At 43.3% G+C, this 24,675-nt stretch carries 31 protein-coding genes; 14 read left to right on the top strand and 17 right to left on the bottom strand.

Going from position 1 to position 24,675, the window contains the following annotated elements; translation table 11 throughout:
* Positions 1-50 precede the first annotated feature (50 nt).
* Positions 51-857 (bottom strand): archaellin/type IV pilin N-terminal domain-containing protein, encoded by an 807-nt coding sequence (locus V7O63_RS08345; protein WP_340817983.1) that lies wholly within the window; start codon positions 855-857, stop codon positions 51-53.
* Between the two features lie 319 nt (positions 858-1,176).
* Here V7O63_RS08345 and V7O63_RS08340 point away from each other — a divergent pair, with 319 nt between their 5' ends.
* The 4 genes from V7O63_RS08340 (at position 1,177) to trpA (ending at position 4,757) form a co-directional block, all read left to right on the top strand.
* The gene (locus tag V7O63_RS08340; RefSeq protein WP_340817982.1) at positions 1,177-1,848 is read left to right on the top strand and encodes a hypothetical protein; all 672 of its coding nucleotides are present in this window, start codon (positions 1,177-1,179) and stop codon (positions 1,846-1,848) included.
* Positions 1,849-1,948: 100 nt separating this feature from the next.
* On the top strand, positions 1,949-2,743 hold the full coding sequence (locus V7O63_RS08335) for an indole-3-glycerol-phosphate synthase (protein WP_340817981.1): 795 nt from the start codon (positions 1,949-1,951) through the stop codon (positions 2,741-2,743).
* A 23-nt stretch (positions 2,744-2,766) separates the two neighbouring features.
* The gene (gene trpB, locus V7O63_RS08330) at positions 2,767-3,981 is read left to right on the top strand and encodes a tryptophan synthase subunit beta (protein ID WP_340817980.1); all 1,215 of its coding nucleotides are present in this window, start codon (positions 2,767-2,769) and stop codon (positions 3,979-3,981) included.
* Complete coding sequence (gene trpA / locus V7O63_RS08325; RefSeq protein ID WP_340817979.1) at positions 3,978-4,757, top strand: tryptophan synthase subunit alpha; 780 nt, start codon at positions 3,978-3,980, stop codon at positions 4,755-4,757. Before trpB ends, trpA begins: the two co-directional genes overlap by 4 nt.
* A gap of 51 nt (positions 4,758-4,808) precedes the next feature.
* On the opposite strand, the gene ftsY is transcribed toward trpA, so the two are convergent.
* The 11 genes from ftsY to V7O63_RS08270 form a co-directional block, all read right to left on the bottom strand.
* Entirely contained in the window at positions 4,809-5,957 is a 1,149-nt protein-coding gene (ftsY, locus tag V7O63_RS08320) for a signal recognition particle-docking protein FtsY (RefSeq protein ID WP_340817978.1), read from the bottom strand.
* 62 nt (positions 5,958-6,019) lie between these two features.
* On the bottom strand, positions 6,020-6,460 hold the full coding sequence (gene pfdA, locus V7O63_RS08315) for a prefoldin subunit alpha (RefSeq protein WP_340817977.1): 441 nt from the start codon (positions 6,458-6,460) through the stop codon (positions 6,020-6,022).
* Between the two features lie 3 nt (positions 6,461-6,463).
* Positions 6,464-6,640: a 50S ribosomal protein L18Ae gene (gene rpl18a / locus V7O63_RS08310; protein WP_340817976.1), complete on the bottom strand. Its 177-nt coding sequence runs from the start codon at positions 6,638-6,640 to the stop codon at positions 6,464-6,466.
* Positions 6,641-6,663: 23 nt separating this feature from the next.
* On the bottom strand, positions 6,664-7,320 hold the full coding sequence (locus V7O63_RS08305; protein WP_340817975.1) for a translation initiation factor IF-6: 657 nt from the start codon (positions 7,318-7,320) through the stop codon (positions 6,664-6,666).
* Positions 7,321-7,358: 38 nt separating this feature from the next.
* On the bottom strand, positions 7,359-7,625 hold the full coding sequence (locus tag V7O63_RS08300; RefSeq protein WP_340817974.1) for a 50S ribosomal protein L31e: 267 nt from the start codon (positions 7,623-7,625) through the stop codon (positions 7,359-7,361).
* A 13-nt stretch (positions 7,626-7,638) separates the two neighbouring features.
* Positions 7,639-7,794 (bottom strand): 50S ribosomal protein L39e, encoded by a 156-nt coding sequence (locus V7O63_RS08295; protein WP_340817973.1) that lies wholly within the window; start codon positions 7,792-7,794, stop codon positions 7,639-7,641.
* Between the two features lie 30 nt (positions 7,795-7,824).
* Positions 7,825-8,436: an alpha hydrolase gene (locus V7O63_RS08290; RefSeq protein ID WP_340817972.1), complete on the bottom strand. Its 612-nt coding sequence runs from the start codon at positions 8,434-8,436 to the stop codon at positions 7,825-7,827.
* Positions 8,437-8,444: 8 nt separating this feature from the next.
* Positions 8,445-8,807 (bottom strand): DNA-binding protein, encoded by a 363-nt coding sequence (locus tag V7O63_RS08285; RefSeq protein WP_340817971.1) that lies wholly within the window; start codon positions 8,805-8,807, stop codon positions 8,445-8,447.
* A gap of 72 nt (positions 8,808-8,879) precedes the next feature.
* Positions 8,880-9,329, bottom strand: a complete 450-nt coding sequence (locus tag V7O63_RS08280) for a 30S ribosomal protein S19e (protein ID WP_340817970.1) — start codon at positions 9,327-9,329, stop codon at positions 8,880-8,882.
* A gap of 159 nt (positions 9,330-9,488) precedes the next feature.
* Positions 9,489-10,760: an adenylosuccinate synthase gene (locus V7O63_RS08275; RefSeq protein WP_340817969.1), complete on the bottom strand. Its 1,272-nt coding sequence runs from the start codon at positions 10,758-10,760 to the stop codon at positions 9,489-9,491.
* 45 nt (positions 10,761-10,805) lie between these two features.
* The gene (locus V7O63_RS08270) at positions 10,806-11,165 is read right to left on the bottom strand and encodes a hypothetical protein (RefSeq protein WP_340817968.1); all 360 of its coding nucleotides are present in this window, start codon (positions 11,163-11,165) and stop codon (positions 10,806-10,808) included.
* A gap of 234 nt (positions 11,166-11,399) precedes the next feature.
* Between V7O63_RS08270 and V7O63_RS08265 the strand changes: the two genes are divergently transcribed.
* Together V7O63_RS08265 and V7O63_RS08260 are read left to right on the top strand one after the other, a co-directional pair.
* Positions 11,400-12,539 carry an FIST C-terminal domain-containing protein gene (locus V7O63_RS08265; RefSeq protein WP_340817967.1) on the top strand — a complete coding sequence of 380 codons (1,140 nt, stop codon included), beginning with the start codon at positions 11,400-11,402 and terminating at the stop codon, positions 12,537-12,539.
* A complete protein-coding gene (locus tag V7O63_RS08260) occupies positions 12,532-13,791 on the top strand; it encodes a HAMP domain-containing sensor histidine kinase (protein WP_340817966.1) in 1,260 nt (419 codons plus the stop codon). The genes V7O63_RS08265 and V7O63_RS08260 overlap by 8 nt, the downstream gene beginning before the upstream one ends.
* A 35-nt stretch (positions 13,792-13,826) precedes the next feature.
* Here the strand turns inward: V7O63_RS08260 and V7O63_RS08255 are convergent, their stop codons facing one another.
* Entirely contained in the window at positions 13,827-14,198 is a 372-nt protein-coding gene (locus tag V7O63_RS08255; RefSeq protein WP_340817965.1) for a TfoX/Sxy family protein, read from the bottom strand.
* Positions 14,199-14,406: 208 nt separating this feature from the next.
* Between V7O63_RS08255 and V7O63_RS08250 the strand changes: the two genes are divergently transcribed.
* Together V7O63_RS08250 and V7O63_RS08245 are read left to right on the top strand one after the other, a co-directional pair.
* Positions 14,407-14,580 (top strand): 4Fe-4S binding protein, encoded by a 174-nt coding sequence (locus V7O63_RS08250; protein ID WP_340817964.1) that lies wholly within the window; start codon positions 14,407-14,409, stop codon positions 14,578-14,580.
* 159 nt (positions 14,581-14,739) lie between these two features.
* The gene (locus tag V7O63_RS08245) at positions 14,740-15,324 is read left to right on the top strand and encodes a diacylglycerol/polyprenol kinase family protein (RefSeq protein ID WP_340817963.1); all 585 of its coding nucleotides are present in this window, start codon (positions 14,740-14,742) and stop codon (positions 15,322-15,324) included.
* A gap of 244 nt (positions 15,325-15,568) precedes the next feature.
* Here the strand turns inward: V7O63_RS08245 and V7O63_RS08240 are convergent, their stop codons facing one another.
* The 4 genes from V7O63_RS08240 to V7O63_RS08225 all read right to left on the bottom strand — a co-directional run bounded on the left by V7O63_RS08240 (position 15,569) and on the right by V7O63_RS08225 (position 20,484).
* Positions 15,569-16,555, bottom strand: a complete 987-nt coding sequence (locus tag V7O63_RS08240) for a HAMP domain-containing sensor histidine kinase (protein WP_340817962.1) — start codon at positions 16,553-16,555, stop codon at positions 15,569-15,571.
* Positions 16,556-16,679: 124 nt separating this feature from the next.
* Complete coding sequence (locus V7O63_RS08235) at positions 16,680-17,429, bottom strand: succinate dehydrogenase/fumarate reductase iron-sulfur subunit (protein WP_340817961.1); 750 nt, start codon at positions 17,427-17,429, stop codon at positions 16,680-16,682.
* A complete protein-coding gene (locus V7O63_RS08230) occupies positions 17,429-19,102 on the bottom strand; it encodes an FAD-dependent oxidoreductase (protein ID WP_340817960.1) in 1,674 nt (557 codons plus the stop codon). The genes V7O63_RS08235 and V7O63_RS08230 overlap by 1 nt, the downstream gene beginning before the upstream one ends.
* Positions 19,099-20,484, bottom strand: a complete 1,386-nt coding sequence (locus V7O63_RS08225; RefSeq protein ID WP_340817959.1) for an aspartate ammonia-lyase — start codon at positions 20,482-20,484, stop codon at positions 19,099-19,101. Before V7O63_RS08225 ends, V7O63_RS08230 begins: the two co-directional genes overlap by 4 nt.
* A 190-nt stretch (positions 20,485-20,674) precedes the next feature.
* Between V7O63_RS08225 and V7O63_RS08220 the strand changes: the two genes are divergently transcribed.
* The 6 genes from V7O63_RS08220 to V7O63_RS08195 all read left to right on the top strand — a co-directional run bounded on the left by V7O63_RS08220 (position 20,675) and on the right by V7O63_RS08195 (position 24,673).
* Positions 20,675-20,938: a hypothetical protein gene (locus V7O63_RS08220; protein WP_340817958.1), complete on the top strand. Its 264-nt coding sequence runs from the start codon at positions 20,675-20,677 to the stop codon at positions 20,936-20,938.
* A gap of 229 nt (positions 20,939-21,167) precedes the next feature.
* Positions 21,168-21,347: a hypothetical protein gene (locus V7O63_RS08215; protein ID WP_340817957.1), complete on the top strand. Its 180-nt coding sequence runs from the start codon at positions 21,168-21,170 to the stop codon at positions 21,345-21,347.
* Between the two features lie 407 nt (positions 21,348-21,754).
* Complete coding sequence (locus V7O63_RS08210; RefSeq protein WP_340817956.1) at positions 21,755-22,177, top strand: hypothetical protein; 423 nt, start codon at positions 21,755-21,757, stop codon at positions 22,175-22,177.
* A 77-nt stretch (positions 22,178-22,254) separates the two neighbouring features.
* Positions 22,255-22,563: a B12-binding domain-containing protein gene (locus V7O63_RS08205; RefSeq protein ID WP_340817955.1), complete on the top strand. Its 309-nt coding sequence runs from the start codon at positions 22,255-22,257 to the stop codon at positions 22,561-22,563.
* 308 nt (positions 22,564-22,871) lie between these two features.
* Positions 22,872-24,170, top strand: coding sequence for a TIR domain-containing protein (locus tag V7O63_RS08200; protein WP_340817954.1), 1,299 nt, complete (start codon positions 22,872-22,874; stop codon positions 24,168-24,170).
* Positions 24,171-24,532: 362 nt separating this feature from the next.
* A complete protein-coding gene (locus tag V7O63_RS08195) occupies positions 24,533-24,673 on the top strand; it encodes a hypothetical protein (RefSeq protein WP_340817953.1) in 141 nt (46 codons plus the stop codon).
* The last annotated feature ends 2 nt before the right edge of the window (positions 24,674-24,675 follow it).

The raw sequence follows: 24,675 nt of genomic DNA, 5'->3' as shown, positions 1-24,675 counted from the left end.
TATTAACACCTCTTAAAAATGTGCAAATGGAATTGCACATTAATGATTCATTATGGATATAGCTGTACAGTCTCCTTTACACCATAGGATGAAGGAGCTACGAAGTCTGCAGTGGTTGCTGCACCGGATTCAGGGGTCAGGACGATATTAACTGTTGTCCTCGGAACAAGATTAAGTCCGGAATCATCAAGTCCTGCTGAAACATTAGATGATCCTACTGATTGATAATTTACGGCTGTGTCTGCTGTTGTAGCAATATACAAAGTAATAAGATCACCAGTATTCATTACAGGATTAGCCTGAGAGAAAGATGCATCTTCATCACGTATCTTCTCAACTGTATAATATTTCTGAGAGTTTACGAGTGTATCACTAACAATTGTTGTCTGGTTTGTCAAAAGAGTCACCAGATTATCTGATGCACTGTCTCCAAAGTAACCCATACTTCCATTTGAAGCACCAGCTGATGCATAGGATTTTGTGTTACCTGCATAAACAAGGTTGTTTGCTGTTGTACCATCAGTAATAGAAACAACTACCTGATTGACATCTACAGGAGAACTGCCGACATTAAGGCCTACTTTGAGCTTAAGAAGGTCAACTGTGTCAGACATCTCTGTTGATGAGTTCTTAGCACGGACACCTTCGATGGTCTTGACCATCAGGTTGGATGAAACTTCCTGAGTTGCCTGCTTACCGGTGGATTGTGCCTTCTGCTGAAGGGTACCGGAAGTCTGAATCAATACGGCAGCAGCGACTGCTGCGACTAGAACCATTGCGATGAATATGATAAGAGTACCAATACCCACCTGAGCTCTGGTGTCTTTTTTCATGTGTAATACTTTGTTTGCTTTCATGTACGATCCTCCTCGTTATATCCTACTATTTTTGGATATATTACTATTATAGTAATGAATAATATATATACCATTTGGTTGGAAATGTCAAACAACAAACAAGTAACAAATACACAATGAAAATATATAAATAAAATAGATCTAATAGGATAAAAGGACATAGATGAATCCAGGACTCCTGTTAAATGGCACAATATGTTTCGCAATCACACTATCATCCCTAGCATTTGCCTGGGTACTATCCAGAAATAAGGATCGATACAAAGAGAATAGCAGACCTGCTCTTTTTTCACTTATTGTTTTCTGGATAATTGTAGCCATGACCTACCTGCCTACAACGATCAGGATGTTTGCCGCCTATTCAGGTAACCAGGAAATGGATGCTATATTATACTTCATCGCAGCAGTCCCATTTGCCTTTATTTCCGTACCACTGGTATTCTTTATAATCTATGTGATCACAGGAAGCACGAAGATAGGAGAATATACTTCACTGGTGTTCACTTTTGTAGGAGGACTATATCTTGCATTCCTTTACAGTAGCGGGATAGTAGGACCCATAGTTACAGAGTGGGGATCCATCTTTATGATCAATAGTGATGCTGCCATAAACCTGTACCTTATGGGACTCTTTGTCATACCCACTTCAATGATACTTGGTCTTTTGTTGCTCATATTCCTTCAAAGAATGCCAAAGAGGATACGCTACAGAACCGCACTTCCACTTGTAGCAATATCTTTTGTCTTTGATTTCATGCTTACAGACATGATAGCAATAGTGGATGCAATGCAGATGTTTGCACGACTGTTCGTTCTCATAGGTACGGTACTCGCATATCTTGCTTACTTCCCACCAACCACAGTGCAGGAAAGACTGGGCATCCAGGGACAGATGAAAGGACTCCACCTTGAGACCATAGACCATAACATAGATCTATTTTTGAAGGACAGGAGTGAAGATCCTGATCTTGAACTCAGGCCTTTGTCCTGAGTGGAACGAAATATGCAGCACTCCGGACCACACCGATATTTTTAAATACATTGACATTTATGTACATTTTTGTACATTACAGAACATACGTGGTTATTAAATGCATTCAGTTATAAATAATATAGTCAATTCCACTGAAAAGAGAGTCCTGCAAATACCGGCAGGGATCACTCTGAAAAGAAAGACTGAGAAAAGAGACATCTTCGCTGCAATTAAGGCAAAAAGGTCCCGGAACAAAGTTGCTGTTATCTCCGAGGTTAAACCGGCATCTCCGGGGAAGAAGTTAAGGGACATATCACCTGAAGATGCTGCAATGATAGCAAGTGAAATGGAGAGAGCAGGTGCAATTGCAATATCCGTACTTACTGAACCAGAGTTCTTCCATGGATCAACAGATAACCTGAAAGCTGCAAGGAACAATATTTCTATACCCGTACTACGCAAGGATTTCATCATTGACAGACTGCAGTTCGAAGAAGTCGAAAGTGACCTCATCTTACTGATAGCCGGAATACTTGGAACGGGGCTTGAGGAAATGGTAGAGCTGGCCATATCAAAAGGATTCGAACCACTTGTTGAGGTACACAACAAAGAGGAACTTGAAAAAGCCCTTGTAACAAAAGCAAGACTGATAGGTATCAATAACAGGGACCTCAGCACTCTGGAGATAGACCTTGACACCACAATTGAACTCATACCAGGAATAAAACAGTTCGACAATGATAATGGAACAGAACACATTATAATAAGTGAAAGTGGTATGCATACTACAGATGATATAAGAAAGGTGATAGAAGCAGGTGCTGATGCTGTGCTTGTAGGCACCTCGATAATCAAGAGCGGAGAGATATACGCCAAGACAAAAGAACTGGTTGATGCGCTTGACCAATTATAATACTAAGGAGATGGAGGAAGATAATGAAAAGATCGATGTATGGTAAGTTCGGAGGGCAATTCGTTCCTGAAGTACTGATGCCTGCACTTACAGAGCTTGAAGAAGCCTACGACAAATACAAGAATGATCCGGAATTCCTTGAGGAACTGGATTATTTCATGAAGGAATTCGCAGGAAGGGAGACACCACTTTATTTTGCAAAGAACCTGAGCAAGAAGTACGGAATTAAGATCTACCTTAAAAGAGAGGACCTTGTCCACGGAGGTGCCCACAAACTGAACAACACCCTGGGACAGGCACTTCTGGCAAAATACATGGGAAAAGAGCGCCTCATTGCTGAGACCGGTGCGGGACAACACGGTACAGCAACTGCCATGGCTGCTGCCAATATGGGATTTATTTCCGAAGTATACATGGGAGCAAAGGATGTGGAACGTCAGCACATGAACGTCTACAGAATGGAACTCATGGGCTCAAAAGTAAATGCGGTCGAGTCCGGTTCAAGGACCCTTAAAGATGCGATCAATGAAGCACTGAGAGACTGGGTCACCAACGTTGAGAACACTCACTACCTCATAGGTTCTGTTGTAGGACCACACCCATACCCCATGATAGTCCGTGACTTCCAGAGTGTGATTGGGAAGGAGGTCAAGGAACAGATCATAGAGAAGGAAGGAAGATATCCGGATTCTATTGTCGCCTGTGCAGGTGGCGGTAGTAATGCAATGGGCATATTCCATCCTTTCGTCGAGGATAAGGAAGTCAAGCTCTTCCCTGTGGAAGCAGGTGGCAAAGGGATGAAGACAACCGAAAAGGAAGCATTGCACTCATCCTCACTCTGTGCTGGCGAAGAAGGCATACTTCAGGGTGCACACACAATGATATTACAGGACAGGTACGGACAGATACTTGAATCAAGTTCCGTTTCTGCAGGCCTTGATTATTCAGGCGTGGGTCCGGAACTGGCACATCTTGCGGATATCGGCAGGATAACACCATGCAGCGTAAATGACGAAGAGGCACTCGAAGCATTCTATGAGCTAAGCCGCCTTGAAGGCATTATTCCTGCACTTGAATCATCACATGCTGTAGCATATGTAATGAAGATGGCAAAGACAGGAGAACTCGGAAACCTTGTAGTCATCAACATTTCAGGAAGAGGCGACAAAGACCTTGAGACAGTATTCAAATTGAAGGAAGAAGGAGAAACAAAAAAAGAAAAGGAGGCCTGCCAGTGAGAATAGCAGATAAATTCGCTGAACTTGGACTGAAGGAAGAGAAGGCACTTATTGCGTACGTATGTGCAGGAGATCCTTCTGCAGAAGCTACAAAGGATATAGTCAATTCACTTGTGAAAGGTGGTGCAGATATAGTAGAACTGGGACTTCCATTCTCAGACCCTGTTGCAGACGGCCCCACCATAGAGGCTGCATCCACCAGGGCGCTTGAAGCTGGTATGACCCCGGACATCTATTTTGAGATGGCTGCATCCATCAGCAAAGACACAGATGTTCCGCTCGTCTGCATGACATATTATAACCTTATCTACAAGAGAGGTACGGAGAAGTTCGCAAAGGACTGTGCAGAAGCAGGGATTACAGGGATCATTGTTCCAGACCTTCCTGCAGAGGAGTCTGATGAACTGTATGACGCATGCCAGAAGAACGGTGTCGATCTCATATTCCTCATCACCCCTGTTACAACAGATGCGAGAATGGAAAATAACCTTTCCAGAACATCAGGTTTCGTTTACATCGTATCAAGACTTGGCGTAACAGGCGAGAGGGTCGATGTGGCTGATTCCACAAAGAAGATACTTTCCCGCATCCACACAGATGTGCCAAAAGCCGTCGGTTTTGGAATATCCAATGGCAAGCAGGCTGCAGAGGTCATCAAAGCAGGTGCTGATGCGGTAATTGTCGGCTCTGCATTTGTAAGCATCATTGCTTCAGACGAGGATGTCAATGAGAGGGTCGAGAAGCTTGCATCCGAACTTAAAGAGAGCTGCAAGTAAGAGAGCTCAGTAGACAAAAAAATTAAAATTAAAAGAGAAAGGATTGGGGATTCATTCTGCGAATAACTGGTCCACGAACCATTGTGGATCGAACTTGCGCAGGTCATCATACCCCTGCCCCATTCCTAAGAAAAGGATAGGTCTCCCTGTGATGTATGCAATTGATATTGCCGCACCACCCTTTGAATCAGCATCTGTTTTTGTCAGTATCGATCCGTTGATCGCCACAGCATCATTGAACTGAGCTGCCCTTTCAACCGCATCGTTACCTGCAACTGCCTCATCGACGAAGATTATAAGGTCCGGCGGAGCTACACGACATACCTTCTTCAATTGTTCCATCAGGTTGACATTCGTATGCATCCTTCCGGCGGTGTCTGAAAGTACCACATCGGCATTGTTTGCCTTTGCGTGCTGGATAGCATCATATATCACAGCAGCAGGATCACCCTGCTCCTGATGTTTGATGATCTTCACACCGATCTTTTCAGCATGTATGGCAAGCTGATCTATTGCACCTGCCCTGAATGTGTCACCGGCAGCCACCACTACGGACATGCCCTGGTCCTTGAAACGCTTGGAGAGCTTGGCAATGGATGTGGTCTTGCCTGTACCATTGATACCAATAAAAACGATATGCACCGGTTTTTCAGCATCTTTCACATATTCATCGAGATCGAACACATTGGCGCTCATTACATCATAGATAGCTTTCTTCAAAGCATCTTCAACGATATTCCCGGTGTTGCTGCCTATGCGACGCCTTGTACCTACAAGCTGGCTTTTGACAGACTCCACGATAGCTTCTGAGACAGAGAGTGCGATATCGCTTTCAAGAAGTGCCATCTCGAGCTCCCACAGTGGTTCTTCAAGGTCATCCTCTTCCAGAATGAACTCCCTTTCAAAAACAAGGGCCTTTGCTTTCTGAGCAAAACCGAATTTCTTTTTGTCCGGGGAATCTGTCTGAGCTGCTGTCTCTTCAATGACAGGTTCGGACACATGCATAGCCTCTTCAGTCTTTGCCTGAACAGGCGTGTCCTCAGGACTATCCTGATCAGATGGAACGGATGCCAGTGGTTGCGTATCTTCATGAGGAACATCAATGACCTCTTCAGGTTCTATAGCAACCGCTTTCTCATCGATCTTACTGCCTATCTTCTCCTTGAAGCCAGTTAATTTTGCCTTAAGCTTATTGAACACTTGATACAACCCGCGAATTTGTTGAAAATAGAGAATTGATATTTAAAAATAGAAAAAAAGGTTCACTGGGAACCTGTCATTCCCTGCATCTGCTGTTGCTGCTGAGCAAGGAAAGATTCGATAGCCTGCATCTGCTGGCTTATCTGAAGTAGACCGTTATTCATGTTTTCCAGGGCTGATGTAAGCCTTGCCTTGCGGCGCTCAAGGATCTCCTTTGCATCCGCGATCGGCCTTTCTACACTTATCCCGGCCCCGACGTCTACCACGACCTTATCAGCGTGGCTGATATTGGCATATACAAATGAACCGGAACCGATCGGGAACATCATCTCGGAGCCTTCAGAAACATTGCTTAACTCCTCAATGGTGGTCAGAGCACGATTACAATCCTCAATAGAGATCTGGACCATGCCGACCTGCTGCTGTATCATCTCCGCGCGCTTCTGGAACTCACGGTGCTGGTTCGCAAGGACCCGGGGGTCCTGTCCATTCATATCAGCCATGGATCATGCCTCTGTGATACTGTCGATCTTGATCAAGTTCCTTTTAAGGGCATGCTGACTGCCAATAAGTGAGTACACCTTTTCAAGTGCATTCTTCTCGTTCTGGCTCTCAATGACCTTTGTGAACTTTTCCCATGCTATTCCGGCCTTGAATGTGCCTTTGACCTGAAATGTCTTCATTTGAATCACCTGTAACTATTATATTATAATATCAGATCCAGTGCATCCTCTATTCTTCCCAGTTCATGACCTGTTGTCTGTGAACCTGCAACGTAACCTTTGGAGTTGGCCAGCAGACCTGAACCTACCATCTGCGTACCATAGTTCGTTGTACCTATGTCCACAGGAAGGTCGAACAGTGACTCAAGAGCCTCAAGCTCCGAAGCTGTTGCTCTCGGGTTTACAAGCAGACCTTTGTTGGTAGCAACGCCTGCCATTCCAACGGTCTTGGCACCTCCGATAGTACCACGCATGACATCGACCTTCAAAGCCTTTTCGACAACTTCGATGGACCTGTCACTGAGATCAGGATGTACCAGCGCAGCTGAATCATTAGCGAGGATGATATTTCCCATGGCATTCATTTTTCCGGGAACCTCTACGACAGGGATGTCGAGATCTTCCTGTCCCCTTACAATTGAATCCATTGAAACAAGCAATGCATTGGAATTCCCACGACAAAGTGAACCCACAATAGTACTTCCATTGATGAGGGTCTTCACTACATTGACCTGTAACCATTCCCCAAGATCCCTGCAGATCTTGTCCGAAGTGCCAAGCGGTACAAGTGCTAAGTCTTCAGTGCACGTTGCGAAAGCCCCAATAATGGGGCTGTCCTGGATATTGATAGTTCGTATCATTTTTTTACGATCTATAGACTGGATCTTTGATCAGGAACTTATGCAAGCTCTGCCTGAACTTCACCATCATCGAACTTTGCAGCCCTTACACGGATGGACAAAGGTGGCTTCTCTGCACCGCGTTCCCATATCTTTTCGTTGATCGTCTTGTCTATCTTGATCATATCAGGTTCTGCCTTCATGTGCTTTGTAAGGTATGACCTGATAACTTTCAGAGCGTGCTTGGATCTCTTCCAGCGAGGAGCTTCCTTCACTTCACGGAGAGGAATCGTATATATCTGCTCTTTTACTATATCGTCTGCCATTATGATCACCTGCTTATTTCACATCGAGACTGCTTCTTCTCCAGTGTCTTCTCTTTGGATGGCTTGTAACCTTGCGGTTAGTTTTAATGATGACCCAGGTAGGAACCCTGTGGTTCTGCCTGTGTGCCTTGGCCAGCCTTGTTTTCTGTCCTTTGGTATTGTGGCTCACTTGTCTCACCTTATACTATGATTGATATCGTTAAATTGAATTTTGAACTTTCCTGCGTTCGATAACATGTGATTGTACATGTGTGGGAAAGATCTCCCTGACCTTTTCCGGTCCGTTGCGTTGAGTGATAAGCTCCCGAAGCTCGGTCTCATAGTCCGCTTTGAGGACATTCTCGCTCAGGCCTTCCTCAATGACCAGATGCTCCTTCACAAGCTCATTGACCGCAGCACGCCCGAATCCTTTAAGGGGACATATATAATGAACCCCGAAACGGTCCTCTATGCTCCTTATCTGAGAATGTTCCAGTACAGGGACCCGATCATCACGTCGGATACCATCCGCAATAGAACTTACCTTCTCATCAGCAGCAAGATGCTCGATCACACTTTTGTGAATGAAGTTGATAGCATTCTTCGGAAAACCATCCTGCATGATCATGTCATATGCCTTTTCAATGATCGAAATATCAGGTTCTACCACACGATGTGGAAAACCAAGACATTCTGCAACTCCAGATGCCACCTCCCCTACAGGAAGTAACGAAAAGCTGCATGTCACAAGTTCGATCTCAAAGAAAGGCTCCAGCAATATCGCAGAAAGGGAACTATCCTTTCCACCGCTGAATAGGACTGACACCTGCATGAGAGTGCTCACATACGCTTTATTGTCGGCTCCCTCTTCTTAGGTTGCATCTGCACCAGAAGCTGTTTGAGTTTCTCATCATCGATCTTTGTCTGGAGCCTGCCGCTTTGTGCAAGCATGATCAACTGAGCCTCAAGCTGCTCTACGAGTTCCTTGCGAGACATACGTAGATTTGTCAGCCTTTCACGTGCTTCCGGGGTGAGGATCTGACGCATCAGAGCCTGCTTCTTTGCTTCCATCTCAGCCTGCGCCTGTTCCTGCTGCATTGCTGCCTGCATATCGGCACCGCCCATCTGTTGTTGAGCTGCCTGTTGCTGCTGCTGCATTTGCGCAAGCCGTCTTCTTCTTATTTCTTCAAGGTCATCAGCCATGAAAATCACCTGTACTTTACAGAAGTGTAAGCAATGTTCCCTTATAGGAGTTACCGAACACGGAATCTATACTCAGTACTTAGCAAGACCTGGAATTGTTTCCACAAGATCCTGCTTTACCTGGTATGCAACATTGTCAAGCATGGACTGTCCCTGTGGGGACACTACACGACCGCTCTTAAGAGCACGTACAAGACCTGCTTCCTCAAGCTGCTGAAGGGCTGTCCTTGCTATTGCTCCGCTGCCCTTTGCCTTTACACCAGGCGCTGCTCCTCTGTCCTTCTTTCCGCCATAGACGGATCTAAGTCTCTCAACACCGATAGGGCCCTGCATGCAGACTGTTCTGAGTACTGCGGCACATCTTGTATACCACCAGTCCTTTTCGATAGGTGGAAGTTCCTTGTGTACGCCAGTCTTTACATATGTTGCCCACTCAGGCGGGTTGACTTTATCATTCTCTTTCAACTTTTCTGCGACCTTTGCAATTAATTCGGCTGCAGGAACGTCATATACAGTTGTCATTAATAATATTCTCCTGAATTACAATATCTGTTAAGATACCCACCATCTGCAGGACTCAATTGCATCTGGTGATTAGTTCAGCTGGATTTGTGATGTTTAAACTATTGAGTAGTATATACGTGTTTCGGCAGTTTTTGCTCATCTGCCCTGTAATCCACCCTATTTCCTGAAGGTCTGTTCCCTTGCAGGTCCAACTGAGACGTATTCAACAGGAACACCCATCTTTTCCTCAAGATAGGTGATATAGTCCTTTGCTGCCTGAGGGAGATCATCGAACTCTTTCACACCGGTGAGGTCATCATCCCACCCGGGAAGGTCCTCATAGACCGGTTTACACCTTGCAAGTGCGGATGTGTCCTCTGGAGGATAATCAATTGTCTGGCCATCGAGTTCGTATGCCACACATACCCTTACAGGGTCAAGATTGGACAGGACATCGATCTTTGTAAGCGCGATGGATGTGTAACCATTAAGGTAGATTGCTTTCCTGAGCAACGGAAGATCGAACCATCCACACCTTCTTGACCTGCCTGTGGTCGTACCTACCTCGCCACCAACTTCCTGTATCTGTTTTCCGACATCATCGAAAAGCTCTGTTGGAAGCGGGCCTTCTCCCACACGTGTGATATATGCCTTGACAATCGCCAGCACACTGTCGACCCTTGTAGGACCTACACCGATATTAGCACATGCTGAACCTGCAATGGTACAGGAGGATGTCACGAACTTCTGTGTCCCGTGGATTACATCAAGGTGTGTTCCCTGAGCTCCTTCTGCAAGGACGTTCTTACCCTCGTCAAGTGCCCTGTTCACTTCATATGATACATCAGTGATATAAGATGCAAAGCGTTCACCGAACTTCACATATTTGTCTATCAGTGCTTCATCCATGACGATAGATGGGTCGCCGCCAAGCTCCTTTATTGCCGCTTCCTTTGAAGGTGCAAGCTCTTCAAGTCTCTTCAGGAACCTTTCCCTGTCAGTGATGTCTGCCATGCGGATCTCATCCCTGGCAACCTTATCGATATATGCGAATCCGATACCACGCTTTGTCGTACCGATCTTCTCGGTCCTCTTGGCCTCTCTCAGACCATCCAGTTCAATGTGATATGGCATTATTACACTGGCCTTGGCATCGACACCAACCCTCTTTGCATCAAGCTCGATACCACCCTCAGCCAGCATATCGATCTCTTCTGCCAGTACTCCCGGATCTACAACGGTACCCGGACCTATCAGTACCCTTGAATCTAAAAGAAAACCTGAAGGGATAAGGTGGAGCTTGTATACGTCCTCACCTACCTTTACGGTGTGTCCTGCATTGTTCCCACCCTGGAAACGAACTACCAGATCATATTCACCGGACATGAGGTCAACTATCTTGCCTTTGCCTTCATCGCCAAACTGCGCACCTGTGATTATCGTAAACATGGGTGCAGGATTATTCTGTTGGCTTAATAAAGTTTTGATTGGCCCTCAAAGGTCCTCTTCGAACGCCAGCATGCGGGCACCCTCATCAAAGAAACCAGAGGAATCTGCCCTTCGGCAGCGAAGAGCCTTTGTGACACCCATATCAACCAGAGTATCTATCAGTTTTTCAGCAATAGTGATACTGACATTGAACTCGGACTGGAGCATATAGATGGCATCAGGTCGTTTTACAGAATAGTAGCATGCACGTGATCTCTTCTCAGAGCTGCAATCCTGGTAACCCTCACATTTCACCACACGGGAACTGTTCTTGAAATGTATGGCAAGTCCCTGCCAGGAATGTACATTGTGCATCCCTTTGATACCGTATATGTTGGCCTTTGTTCTTTCTTTAGGTCGTAACACACTAGAATATATAATTCAATTATATAATTATCTTGTGCAACTTGGTAACACTACGGTCAACTTATGAATGATATTATAGAACAACAGGCAGGTTTCATCGTTGCGTTCAATTTTCAACTATTAATAATGCAATATTATATATAAAATTGAATTATAATCAAATATATACCATTAACCATTCCAGACCGATCTTGAATATCATTGTTGATACCTATCAGAATAACAAATCAGATAATGATCATGGAGAAACTTATGTACATATCCACTCCAAATGTACCAGATATTGTCGATGCCATTGAGAGGCTTGAAGTTCAGAAAAATGAAACAGTCATTATCCTTTTTGCCGAACAGGAACTGCCTGACATACCACTTCTGATCAGCGAGTTGAATAAAAGGAAAATAGATTTCTTTGGGGCTGTTTTCCCGGGGATCATACACGGTTCCGAAAGACATCACTCAGGAGCGATAATAAACACACTTCCCATCATTGAAAAGCCATTTCTGATAAAGGATATCAGCAGATTACCGGCTGAATTTGAAGAACTTGCATACTCTTTCAGGACACTTGATGGTAAGAAGCTGACCACATTTATAATAGTGGATTATACGGCCTCGAAAATCCCTGAATTCCTTTCTTCTCTCTTTAACATGTTCGCTGATTCGATAGAGTACCTGGGGTGCGGTGCCGGATCCCTGGAAGGAGGGTCAACAGGACCCATGTTCACCCCTCAGGGGATCTTTGAAGATGCAGCCATTATCTCCTTCATTGATATGGAATGCAGGCTTGGAGTACGCCATGGATGGAAAAAAGCAGCAGGCCCCCTTGTTGTAACAAAATGTGATGAAAAGGTCATCAAAGAGCTTAACTGGAAAAATGCTTTTGAGGTTTACAAAGAAACAATTGAAGCCTTTACAGGAAAAACAATAGATGAGAACGACCATTTTGAGGTCTTAAAGCATTATCCATTAGGCATATACATGGAAGGTCACGAAGATCTCGTTCGGGATGTAATGGAAATTACCGAAGAAGGAGAATTAGTATGTGCGGGCGGTATTCCGGAAAATGCGGTCCTGAATATATTGACCAGTGATAAAACCTCACTTCTCCGGTCTGCAAAAACAGCTATTGATGACTGTTTTGTTGAAGAGAGAGAGGATATTGAAGGTTGTTTCATCATAGATTGCGTCTCAAGGTCCATATTCCTTCAGGAAGGTTTTGAAGATGAACTTCAAGTGATCAAAAATAGATTAGAGAACAGAGATATACAGATAATACCGGAAGGTGTTCTGTCAGTTGGAGAAATAGCTTCTATGGGCAAGGACACAGTCGAATTCTTCAATAAAACAGTTGTTATCGGGATATTCCATGAATGAACAGATACAGTACACGGACATCTTCAATGAAGTGGCCCTGCTCTATGAACTATCACTGTCCATAGGGAATTCATTTGATATACAGGAGAACTGCGACATTTTCCTGAAAAAGCTTATGTCAAGGAAAAGGGTCAATTATGTGTCTGTTTGGATTAAGGACGAATATCTGGACTTTCAGGACAAAGATACTGCAAGCCTTGTATATGCACATCCTGAGTATTATAGTACTCAAAAGAGACTTCCACATTCCCATCCGATCATATCGTCCGTTTCGCGTGAGAACGTACTGATAATAGATTCACGGAATGATGATCTCAAAGACTATATTGTAGAGGAAAAGTTCACAAGAGGATCCTGTATCCTGTTCCCTCTGAAGGATTTCGGAGTGTTGAAACTCTACTGGATGAATGAGGTAAAAGACCTTGATACCATAGCCAGCCAGTTGAGCAAGGTGATATCTAAATTCGCGTTCTCAATAGAAGCCTGCCTTCTTCACAAAAGGGCATTGTGGGAGATCGAGGAGAAGAACAGGGAATTTGAAGCAAGGATGCATGCGGAATCCCTGAACCGCGCAAAAAGCGAGTTCCTGGCAATAATGAGCCATGAGCTACGTACTCCGCTTAATTCCATTATAGGTTTTTCTGAGATGCTGATAGACGGTGTTGCAGGAGAGCTCAATGAGAAACAAGACCATTATGCCAGTAATATATCAAATAGTGGAAAACACTTGCTTGCAATAATAAATGATATCCTCGACCTGTCAAAGATAGAAGCAGGTGAAATGGAACTCAACTTAGAAGAGTTATCTGTGAAGGACATTATAGATGATGTTGTATTGACCCTTGGTCCATTGGTATCCCGGAACAACCTGACACTTGATGTTTCAAATACAGAGGAAACTTTCATTATGGCAGACAGGAAGAAACTCAGGCAGATATTCCTGAACCTCGTTGGAAACTCTATCAAATTCACACCTGCCGAAGGAAATATCTCCATATACTCTTCCCAAAGAGAGAATATGATAGATATTTGTGTCAATGATACCGGAATAGGCATCTCGCCGGAAGACCAGGAAAAACTATTCGAGCCTTTCAAACAACTGGACTCCGCCCTCAGCAGAAAATATGATGGAACCGGACTTGGACTGTCTCTTGTGAGAAAACTTACAGAGATGCATAACGGAACAATATCAGTTGAAAGTGAGGTTGGCAAAGGTAGCACCTTTACAGTGTCCTTACCCCTGAAACACTGATACCAGGCCGATCAGATACTGAAGAGATGATCATTTCATGGCTTCTTCTTTTCTTTCTTTTCCTTTTTTTCTTTCAGCGGAAGTGAACTGACATAATCATAGGATATGTCAAGCCATTTCCGCATCTGTTCATCATTATCAGATACCGAGGGCGGGAGGAGAACATATTCTTTCATCCGTCTTCCCATTGGTTCAAAAGGTGCAGCTTCATCATGCTCGGCAAAAAGGATCTCCTGGTCATCAGGTTTCAGACGAAGCATGATGTTGTCCTGGTGGACACCTGCGAACATATTCCCCCGTACAAAATAAACAGGGCTTCCAAACATTTTCCTGAACTCCACATCAAAACCCGGCATATATTCTTCCAGCAGGTGTGTCAGTTCTTCAGAAGCTTTCTTCCATGCCATAGATTACCATCCCGATATCCGATCAAATTAAATGGAGATATTTTGTGCGTATCCCTATATTATATCTGCCATTCTGATCATAGTGCTAGCTATTACATCTTTCACCCTGTTCAAAGGTAAATTCTCCAACGTCACGATAAGTATTTATCTCATAATCCCAGAGAAGGTTGTGTTTACATTTAAAAAGATGAATAGGGAGTAAAATAAAATGCCAGCTGTTGTTGATAAAGATACATGTACAGGATGCGAACTGTGTGTAGATTCCTGCCCGGTAGAAGCAATTTCCATGAATGGAGAAAAAGCAGCCGTTAATGCAGACGAATGCGTAGACTGCGGTGACTGTGTAGATGTTTGTCCGGTAGAAGCTATAGCAATGGAATAAGATCCCGGCAACTTATAGTAGCCGGTAATTACTTTTTCTTTTTTAACTTGCTGCATTTGTATGTAAGACTATAGAATCTGATATTGGCAAGAGTGACATCCATCTTATTTTTACTATGAAAGTGGGCCTTTATATACAAATAGATAGAATAAGTGGTCAATGGCTTCTATTTCCTTTGCTAATGAACTGATGAGAAAAGGTATCCACCTGACATCGATACTCATAATACTTGTCTATGTATTTTTTGGGAAGCAGGAAACACAGACCTTATTGATAGTCTACCTTGTACTCATACTCACCATCGAGCATTTCCGACTTGACAGAGGTATCAAGCTTCCAGTATTCAATATACTCTTGCGTCAAAAAGAGCAAATGGGTCTGGGTTCGCACGTTTATTTCACCCTTGGTGCCCTTGTGGCGGTCTCGGTATTCAGCAGGGATATTGCCTTTGCAGCCATCCTTATGACAACCTTTGGTGACATGAGTGCTGCACTCATCGGAAAAAGGTTTGGGAGAATAAGGATATTTGGCAATGGAAAAAGTCTGGAAGGCTGCATAGCCGAGTTCACAGTGGACCTGATAATAGCCGTTCTTTTACTTGGTGATCCGCTTGTAGCCATTCTTATGGCATTTGTAGCCACCTATGTTGAAACGACATTTATCAGTATAGACGACAATCTTGCGATCCCTGTATTTTCAGGGATCTTCGCAGAAGCCGCGTTCCTGTTGATGACACATCTGTAAATTGTAACAGGCATATGATATTGTAACACCTGCAAATAGAATGAACTATCTGCAGGTGCCTTTCCCAATGTGGAAATCTTCCACAAGTCCCCTGTGTCAGTAACCCGACACCCACAAATAGTTTCACGCTTCAATAATATTTAAAATAACTCTATCATATTTTTAAATATTATAGGAAGAGACTGGAAATCAAAAACGTATAAGAAGCATATATGAAGCTGTATGAAAAAGATATTAAAAATATCTAGCCATCTATAGAAATGTTCATAGGCAATTCCAGAAAGAAACTGGTACCTTTTCCCGGTTCACTTTCAGCCCACACATGTCCTTTCTGCATTTCAACCAGTTCACGCACGATGGCCAGTCCTAACCCTGTTCCTTTGTACTCTGATCCTTCGTTCGTCCCCAGCTGTTCAAAGGGCTCAAATATCTTCTTGAGACCCTGTTCATCGATACCCGGACCTGAATCAGTTATGCATATCTGCATGAGATCTCCTTTCTTTTGCACCCCGATATCTACAGATCCATCTTCAGGAGTGAATTTGAGCGCATTACTGGCTAAGTTAAAAAGTATTTGTTTCATCTTTATCTTATCCATGTTCACTACACGGATCTGGGGATCTGAAACATATGTCAGGTCAATGTATTTCCTTTTAGCAAGAGGGTCAAGCACTTCATTTATCTCTTCAAAAAGAATGTCGATCTCAAATTCCTCGAGATGCAGTTCTACTTTCCCGGATTCTATCTTTGAGAGATCAAGCAACTGGTTGATCAGATTCAATAGATGGTTACCACTTTTATGAATATTGTTCACGTAACGGTTCTGCCTTTTATCAAGGGTCCCGAATGCTTCATCAAGAAGCATCTCTGAGAAGCCTATAATAGAATTGAGGGGAGTCCGCAACTCATGACTCATATCCGCAAGGAATTTTCCCTTTGTACGATTGGCAGTATCTGCTTCATTCTTTGCTATAATAAGATCTTTTTCAAGTGCTTTTCTTTTGTCAATCTCTTCCAGCGCCTCTTTCCACCGCCTGAAAGAAAAGACCGACAATGCTACAGTCAGGTAGACAGACAGGATGAAGAGCTCATCGGCTTCCCATGACTCATGTGAAGTGACATAGGAAACCACATACTCGAAAAGGTCAAAATTGTGTGCCATATAAAGTACAAATAAGCCACCAATAATTCCGATGACCAGATCCCTGTTCGTTGCTTTATTTGTATCCAAATGATCAACTCACTTTCCTGCACAAAAAATCCCACAATCAGACCATAGCACTAAAAACCACTGCATTATTACTATATAATTTGTTGTATTGAATTATAGACCATAACAATTCCATACATGACCCTTATTTCAGCTCATCCCTGAATTTAAGGATAGCAGAGGTTGGCGGGACTTTCTTCGGACAGACGGCCACACATCTGTAAACAACATCACAGCCCCATACACCTTTTTCGGAATCAACTCCGGAAACGATCTTCTCAGCGCCTTCCTCACCATTACGAGGGTCAAGGAAGAAACGCCATGCCTTTGCCAGTGCAGCAGGTCCGAGATATTCCCCGTCCCTTTCAGCCGCAGGACAACTTCCATGACATGTGGCACACAATATGCAGTTAGTGTACTTCTCTATCTGCATCTGCAATGCCGGTTCCATCAGTGTCTGCTGACCGCCTGCATCCTCAGGAGCAGCGATCCAGGGTTCGATGGAGTCAACAAGTCTGAAGAAATGGTCCATATCAACTATGAGGTCCCTTATAACTTTCAGATTGGGAAGTGGCTCCACAAGGATCTCATATTTGTCCTCGTCCTTATTGCTGTGTTTAAGGAGGACATCCTCCTTTTCGGATTCACTGACGACTTCGGTCCTGGCATCCGACAACTGTGTCCTGCACGCAAGTCCGGGTTTCCTGTTGATGAGCATAGCACAACTTCCACAGACCGCACCTCTGCAGGAATACCTGAAGCAGAGACTGCCATCCTGCTTTTCCTGTATCCGGAACAATGCCTCAAGTACCGTCATTCCCGGCCTTTCCTCGACATCGAAAGTATCATACCATATGGCATTCTCATCCTGCCTCCTTATAGTGAGCTTGACCATCAGTATTCCCTCCTCTGTGGAGTGAAACGACCTATGTTCACTTCCTTATACTCAAGCAGTGGTTCATCTCCTTTGTATGCCAGGGTATGTTTCAACCAGTTCTCATCATCCCTTTCAAGATGGTCAGTACGATAGTGTGCACCTCTGCTTTCCTCCCTTGCAAGTGCCCCGAGTACGATCACATGTCCCAGTTCAAGCATTCCCTGCAGTTCCAGGGCGTTCATAAGTTCAAAGTTAAAGACGGTGGCCTTGCTCTGAACCCTCAGCCCGGATGCCCTTTTCTTAAGTTTCCTTATCCTGTCAAGAGCATGTTCCAGACCCTTCTTGTTCCTGAACACGCCGACATGTTCCTGCATTATCAACTGTAATTCATCCCTTATGGAAGCAAAGTTCTCACCTTCACCACCGATCATCCCGCTTATCCTGATCTCCTCCTGCCGGCACGCCTCAAGCAGGCCATCCTCATCGGGCCATAATCTTGAGCGAACGTCTTCGGCAGCATTAATACCAGCCCTTCGGCCGAAAACGACCGTATCCAGAAGAGAATTACCACCCAGCCGGTTAGCGCCATGAACACTGATACAGGCACATTCACCCACAGCATAAAGACCCTGCATCGGCGTCCTTCCATCCTTATCGGATGTCACACCACCCATGGAATAATGCTGTCCCGGCTGAACAGGTATTGGTTCCTTCACAGGGTCGATACCTGCAAAATCAATTGAGATCTGCCTGATACCCGGAAGACGTTCGTTTATCTTCTGTTTTCCAAGATGGGTCAGGTCAAGATGTACATATCCTTCTGGGAAGCCCCTGCCTTCATCTATCTCTTTCTGTATGGCCCTGGCAACGATGTCCCTGGGAGCCAGTTCCATAGCCTCCTTTGCGTATCTCTCCATGAAGCGCTCATGGTCCTTGTTGTAAAGGTAGCCTCCTTCTCCGCGGGCACCTTCTGTGATGAGTATGTTGGTTCCCCACAGGGTTGTCGGATGGAACTGGACGAATTCCATATCTTCCAGCGGAACCCCTGCATTGTATGCAAGACTTATACCGAAGCCTCTGTTTATGATAGCATTCGTGGACCTCTGGTATATCCTGCCATAACCACCGGTTGCAAGAATGGTGGCTTTTGCCCTGAAGGCCTCGATCTCCGAATCAGCAAGGTTCATGGCAATAAGACCGGTGCATCTTCCATTATCCACATCTAGTTTTATTACAAGCCATTCGTGGTACACCTTGATCCCGGCCCTGAGAACCTGCTCATACAGGGTATGCAGGAGATTGTGACCTGTCCTGTCACCTGCAAAACATGTCCTCGGGAATCCTGCTCCTCCGAATGGTCGCTGGGCTATTGTACCATCCTTCTGTCGTGAGAAATTGCATCCCCAGTTCTCCATCTCGATCACCCTTTCAGGAGCTTCTTTACAAAGCACTTCCACAGTATCCTGATCTGCAAGATAGTCGCTACCTTTCACCGTATCAAAGGCATGTGATTCCCAGCTATCATCTGAACCCAGTGATGCGTTGATACCGCCCTGTGCGGCACCGGAATGACTTCGAACCGGATATACCTTAGAGATCACAGCAACATCAGCTCCCAGTTTGTAAGCCTCGATCGCTGCCCTGAGCCCGGCAAGTCCTCCACCTATCACGATAATATCATGGTCTATCATATGTCAACCCCTGTTAGTTCCATGGGATCAAGCAGGTCCTCCAGTTCCTCATCATCAAGTATTCCCATCTCAATTACTACGTCCTTTATGTTCCGGCCTTCCCTGTGTGCCCTGTAAGCCACTTCAGCCGCCCTTTCATAACCGATCACAGGTGCAAGTGAGGTTGCAAGAGCAAGACTGGAGACGGCAAGTTCAGCACACCTTTCGGTATTGACGCTCAGACCGGAGAGACATTTCCTGTTGAACGAGGAAATTGCCCCTGAGAGTATCCTGACAGAACGAAGGATATTGTGAGCCAGAAGCGGTGTGAATACATTGAGTTCAAGCTGTCCGGCCTGCGCAGCCATCGTGATGGCAGTGTCGTTGCCGATCACCTGAAAACATGCCATGTTGAGCATTTCCGCCATTACAGGATTGACCTTTCCAGGCATTATGGATGAACCCGGCTGAACTGCTGGAAGGTTCAACTCACCCATGCCTGCCCTGGGACCACTGGAGAGCAGACGCAGGTCATTTGCGATCTTTATCAGGCTCACCGCCAGTCCCCGAAGCGCTGCAGAACAGGCAAGTATAGCACCTGCACCCTGGGTTGCCTCGAATGGATCGGCAGCCAGTCTGAAGTCAACACCTGTAGTAGTTCTCATTTCCCGGATGGCGATCTTCGAAAAACCGGAAGGTGTGTTCAGGCCGGTCCCTATGGCAGTCCCACCCATATTGAGTTCAAGAAGGCCATCAATCGCTTCCATCAGACGCTTCCTGTCAAGTTCTACCATCCTGACATATCCACCGAACTCCTGTCCCAATGTCAGGGGAACTGCATCCTGCAAGTGTGTCCTTCCGGGTTTTACTATCGGCATGAACTCATTCTTCCGCTCGGTGAGCACCCCCAGAAACCCATCGACCACAGGAAGCAACGATGAGCGGATACTTTCAACTGTAGCTATATGAACGGCAGTATGTGTGGTGTCATTGGATGACTGTGACATGTTAACGTGATCATTGGGATGGATGATGTCATATCGTCCTCTTTCATATCCAACGATCTCAAGTGCCCGGTTGGCAATGACCTCATTGGCATTCATGTTCTGTGATGTACCTGCGCCGGACTGGAATGCATCCACAACGAACTGTTCCAGCAGTTTCCCATCCCTTATCTCAAAAGCAGCTTCTATTATCGGCTCACCTATCTCATGATCAAGTTTTCCAAGTTCCATATTAGCCTTTGCTGATGCCATCTTTATGGCTGCCTGGGCTTTAATGAACTCGACAGGTAACCTTTCGCCGCTGACCCTGAAATTATCCACAGCTCTTGCTGTCTGCGGACCATAATAAACATCATCAGGTACTTCCACTTCTCCCAGAGTGTCTCTTTCCAACCTCATGTGAACTCCTTCAAAATGAACTAAAGAAAACCACTCGCTAAGTTCCCCATAAAAATACTGGAGTTACTCTGTAATAAATATATGCTCCGTATTTTCACATCCTTTCGAATGAAATTGCATCCGGAATGCCTGATGTATTCGTTTCACCTGTCAGAATCCTTTAATAGCTATAAGATCAATCTAGTAACATATGACAGAGAACAAGACAGAAGAGCAGATATCAGCAGAAGAGAAGACAAAAAGGATATCTGGCCGCGAGATGCTTCAGGATTCATTAAGGAGCCCATCAATTGGCGAAAATCCCATTCCTGCTTTTGGAATTGAGTATGCCCCTCATAAATCTCAGGGTCTGCAGAGCGCATCAGACATGTGGATCGATAAGAGCAGGCTCTTTGAAGGTATCTCAGAAAATAAGAGGGATCCTGAGAGCATTAAAAAGCTTTCACGTCAGTGAGCTGTCCAGCTTAATCTATTTTGTCCCAATAGGGTCATCTCATTTTTTCTTTTCTATCTGTTTTCTATCTGAAGATGACAATATTCTATCCCTGATCCTTCACCTAAGTAAGATCTAATTGATTTGAGCACAAGCTTGTTTTTTGACAAGTTATTTATATCACGCAATTGTACCTTATTATATACTCAAGTATGATCACATTCAATATCAAATAAAAAGAGGTTATAAAATGGCACCATGGGAATATGATATCAGGTCTGTACACTATGGAGAATGGAACAGCACGAAGGAAGATCTCAACAAGCTTGGCATGGACGGCTGGGAGCTCATACGTTTCTCAGAAGAAGTCGATGATAATGGCATGGTCAAGGCATTCTTCAAAAGACCTGTAGACTGTCTGGAATGTTAATTCCTTGATCATATCTTTTTTATACATCTTTTTCCTTCATTCTTTCTCATAAAGTTTGCTTGTTTTATTTATCCCCATATGCACTTGAATATGGATATTCATCATTCTCAAACAAAGGGATATCATTGTTATCAATAGGAAAGATAACGTGGATGGTCGTCCCTCTCTCCTTCTGGCCCTCTTATCCAGATGTCCTCACCATAATTGACCTATGATGACTTTGTTTTACGTTCCCCTGAACATCCAACCAGACCACCTTTACAGATGAACCTTAACTTAACAGAAGTGAATAAGCAATAGCTTTAAATAATATTAAGGCGGTAACAAGATTCTGTCTTCCAGCAAAAACGAAACCAAAAACGATCTGCTGGAAACAGATACAACAAAAAAGACAGGTAGAATCAAAAATGACTCAAACAGTCACAAATCTGAATAACATACATATCCCTGAGGGCAGCAGCCTGAGGAAGGTGCAGTTCTATTTCTGGATAGGACTGATCTCCGCAGCCTTCCTGAGACTGATAATAATCGCTGATTATTATAACGGGATACTGGCGAAAGCTCTGTTCTACCTGGGTGTTATAGGGTATCTGGTGTTCTTTGCACACAGGTATCATATAGCAACACGCCGGGTAGGCGTTCTTAGGAACCTGGAACTGCTCGAGAAGATAGTGAGCAGGACAACTTTGAGCGAAGAGGACTATCGCGGATTGGAATACATCATGTGGAGTCTGTCAGTCTCAAAGGAACGCCTGAATTACCTGGTGATATTTGTCTTCTCGATAATAGCTATCGTATTGTCGCTGGCTTTTGATCTGGGAATTGTATAGGGCAGGAATAAAAGAACGATCAACACTATAATATAGATAAGAACAACAGGAATTACACCAAAATAAAGGTGAGATATATGAACCCAACAAAGGAAGAGATCATCGATATGGCAAAGCATGCCGTTATAGATCTCGACGAAAGCGCCGTCGAAAGAATAGCCCATGAAGCTCTTGAAGCAGGGATCAGTCCTGTGGAACTTATAGAACAGGGATTCATCGAAGGCATGAAAGTCGTAGGCGACCTCTTTGAAGAAGGCAAGTCACAGCTCGCCCAGATATTCGAAGCCTCCCACATCGTGGAATCAGGAATGAATGTGCTCAAGCCAACCATCATGAATTCCAAAGACGACGTCTGCTGGTTTGGCAACCTCGTTGTCGGAATGTAAGTGCTACTAATAGACTCATTGTTCCGCTAATAACGGAACACACCTCCTTTTTTTCTCCACATTTTTTTGTCACGGACGGCACGGACAGGAGACATATTGGTCTCTGTTTTTGATTCTGTTAATATGTCTGCTTTGGTTTGACGGTTTTACGTGCATTTCAGTCAGGTTCGATATAGATTGTACATCGTTAATTTGATAGTTCTGAAGATTTGATTGGAATGTTAAAATTAGACATTATTATCGAGTAGCAAATAATATAAATTCATAAATCAATTTTACATATATATAACAAATATAGTAGAGTTGAAATGATGAATACAAAAATTATACACTTATATATCAAACCTAGGTCTCATACATCATCATATACAAAATTAAAAAATTTCATATCAATATTAAAACAGGAATCTATTGTTGATAGTAAATTTGCTATTATAGATGATGATATACATAAAAAACTACCAGATAGTAAATTTAAAAATGAACTCATTTCTACACATGATTTTTTAAAAAATAAATATAATGTTTTAATAATTGAAGGAACTCCACAACCACAAAGTGATTTTTCAAAAATCGAAGCTAGTACTGTAAAGGAATTTTTCTCCAAAGGAGGGATAATACTTCACACTATTGGCAATGGAGATTTAAACTCCAATAATTTATCAAAAATAAATCAATTTTTAGAGGCATTAGATTTAGGTTTAGGTATTGACACATATATGAACGAAAATGATGAAATTATTGGTTTTGATAGAAAACATCACTTCAGAAGTTTAAAAGAGTTTATAATTAACATAGACAAAAAGTATCAATTTAATACATCATATCATCAAATATTCAACGATATTGACAAAATTGCAGTTAGTGATCCATTTCACCAGAAGACAAATTTGGTTTGTAGAGATTTACTGCATGGAAATCCGACTACTCAAGTAGTAAGTAGAGAAGACTTGATTGTTGATAATCGAATTCTCACATTTGGAAAAGTAAACGAAATGGGGGGATTCTACGTATTAATTACAGGATACTTATTTGAAGATTATTTAGTTGACTTTATAGAAAATGATAACTTAAAATTTGGCATTAATGTACTTAACTATTTTATAAAAGAACAAGACGAAAGAAATAAAGAGTTAGAAATTAACATCAATTATTCTAATTATGATGGAGCAAACGATGCTATCCTAAAAAAATATAATGAATTCAAGTATGATATTGCTTTTTCATTTGCAGGAGAAGATCGAAGTATTGTTGAAGAAATTGCTGGGGATTTAGTAAAAAGCTCAATTTCAGTTTTTTATGATGAATATGAAAAAAGCAATTTGTGGGGCAAAAGACTAGATTGCTATTTTAAAGAAACATATGCAACAAATACAAGATATGTGGTTCCTTTCATTTCAAAACACTATCCAAAAAAGGACTGGACAAATTTTGAGTTTAGCGTTGCAGCTGCAGAGGCAAAAAAAAGAGATTCTGAATTTATATTACCAATTAGAATTGACAATACATCCATAGTAGGCATTCCAGATAGTATAGGGTATTTAGACTATAATAAAGAAGGCAAAGATGGGATAGTTAAAGAAATTCAATCTAAGCTAGAAAAGTAAATTAAACTTAAAGTCTTCATCATTCTCCTAACAGCCCCACTCTTAAAAGTTAATATCCCTTCCTTTGTTTTTTCTTCAAATAAACCAGCACACTATGCTTTATCCCATTTAGCGTGCTTTTTCATGATATGAGTAGCATATTCTATGATTGTCCTACCAATTTGCTTGAAACAATAAAAATAGTTTCAACAACTATCCTACCAAAAACTAATCCGATAATTATAAAGAAACGATCAGACCATTCCACCCCCATCCCCACAGATTACAAAAACTTAGTTAATCACATTAAAGGAGGGCAAACTTATTTATTTCAATGCGGGTTTTTATTCCCTAGTCTGAACACCCTGCGGACAGCTGGCATCATGGTCAGCAAAACAGTTGATATCGGCAGGGAATTATTTGAACGGCTAGGAATGCCACAGGCAAACGATACTAACAATTCCGGCAGAAGGGCCGGTTTTGATCCTATAGAACATCATTATCGAATTACATTTAACAGGTGACA

The sequence above is a fragment of the Methanolobus sp. WCC4 genome, from assembly GCF_038022665.1.
In the GTDB taxonomy this organism is placed as follows: domain Archaea; phylum Halobacteriota; class Methanosarcinia; order Methanosarcinales; family Methanosarcinaceae; genus Methanolobus.
The sequence above is the reverse complement of the archived record's forward strand: the minus strand, read 5'-3'. Positions and strand labels throughout refer to the sequence as shown.

Coding starts and splice junctions, on each gene's coding strand:
- V7O63_RS08345 (WP_340817983.1), bottom strand. CDS start 857: ATGAAAGCAAACAAAGTATTACACATGAAAAAAGACACCAGAGCTCAG.
- V7O63_RS08340 (WP_340817982.1), top strand. CDS start 1,177: ATGACCTACCTGCCTACAACGATCAGGATGTTTGCCGCCTATTCAGGT.
- V7O63_RS08335 (WP_340817981.1), top strand. CDS start 1,949: ATGCATTCAGTTATAAATAATATAGTCAATTCCACTGAAAAGAGAGTC.
- trpB (WP_340817980.1), top strand. CDS start 2,767: ATGAAAAGATCGATGTATGGTAAGTTCGGAGGGCAATTCGTTCCTGAA.
- pfdA (WP_340817977.1), bottom strand. CDS start 6,460: ATGGCTGATATGAATGGACAGGACCCCCGGGTCCTTGCGAACCAGCAC.
- rpl18a (WP_340817976.1), bottom strand. CDS start 6,640: ATGAAGACATTTCAGGTCAAAGGCACATTCAAGGCCGGAATAGCATGG.
- V7O63_RS08305 (WP_340817975.1), bottom strand. CDS start 7,320: ATGATACGAACTATCAATATCCAGGACAGCCCCATTATTGGGGCTTTC.
- V7O63_RS08300 (WP_340817974.1), bottom strand. CDS start 7,625: ATGGCAGACGATATAGTAAAAGAGCAGATATATACGATTCCTCTCCGT.
- V7O63_RS08290 (WP_340817972.1), bottom strand. CDS start 8,436: ATGCAGGTGTCAGTCCTATTCAGCGGTGGAAAGGATAGTTCCCTTTCT.
- V7O63_RS08285 (WP_340817971.1), bottom strand. CDS start 8,807: ATGGCTGATGACCTTGAAGAAATAAGAAGAAGACGGCTTGCGCAAATG.
- V7O63_RS08280 (WP_340817970.1), bottom strand. CDS start 9,329: ATGACAACTGTATATGACGTTCCTGCAGCCGAATTAATTGCAAAGGTC.
- V7O63_RS08275 (WP_340817969.1), bottom strand. CDS start 10,760: ATGTTTACGATAATCACAGGTGCGCAGTTTGGCGATGAAGGCAAAGGC.
- V7O63_RS08265 (WP_340817967.1), top strand. CDS start 11,400: ATGATCATGGAGAAACTTATGTACATATCCACTCCAAATGTACCAGAT.
- V7O63_RS08260 (WP_340817966.1), top strand. CDS start 12,532: ATGAATGAACAGATACAGTACACGGACATCTTCAATGAAGTGGCCCTG.
- V7O63_RS08255 (WP_340817965.1), bottom strand. CDS start 14,198: ATGGCATGGAAGAAAGCTTCTGAAGAACTGACACACCTGCTGGAAGAA.
- V7O63_RS08250 (WP_340817964.1), top strand. CDS start 14,407: ATGCCAGCTGTTGTTGATAAAGATACATGTACAGGATGCGAACTGTGT.
- V7O63_RS08245 (WP_340817963.1), top strand. CDS start 14,740: ATGGCTTCTATTTCCTTTGCTAATGAACTGATGAGAAAAGGTATCCAC.
- V7O63_RS08235 (WP_340817961.1), bottom strand. CDS start 17,429: ATGGTCAAGCTCACTATAAGGAGGCAGGATGAGAATGCCATATGGTAT.
- V7O63_RS08230 (WP_340817960.1), bottom strand. CDS start 19,102: ATGATAGACCATGATATTATCGTGATAGGTGGAGGACTTGCCGGGCTC.
- V7O63_RS08225 (WP_340817959.1), bottom strand. CDS start 20,484: ATGAGGTTGGAAAGAGACACTCTGGGAGAAGTGGAAGTACCTGATGAT.
- V7O63_RS08220 (WP_340817958.1), top strand. CDS start 20,675: ATGACAGAGAACAAGACAGAAGAGCAGATATCAGCAGAAGAGAAGACA.
- V7O63_RS08215 (WP_340817957.1), top strand. CDS start 21,168: ATGGCACCATGGGAATATGATATCAGGTCTGTACACTATGGAGAATGG.
- V7O63_RS08210 (WP_340817956.1), top strand. CDS start 21,755: ATGACTCAAACAGTCACAAATCTGAATAACATACATATCCCTGAGGGC.
- V7O63_RS08205 (WP_340817955.1), top strand. CDS start 22,255: ATGAACCCAACAAAGGAAGAGATCATCGATATGGCAAAGCATGCCGTT.
- V7O63_RS08200 (WP_340817954.1), top strand. CDS start 22,872: ATGATGAATACAAAAATTATACACTTATATATCAAACCTAGGTCTCAT.
- V7O63_RS08195 (WP_340817953.1), top strand. CDS start 24,533: ATGGTCAGCAAAACAGTTGATATCGGCAGGGAATTATTTGAACGGCTA.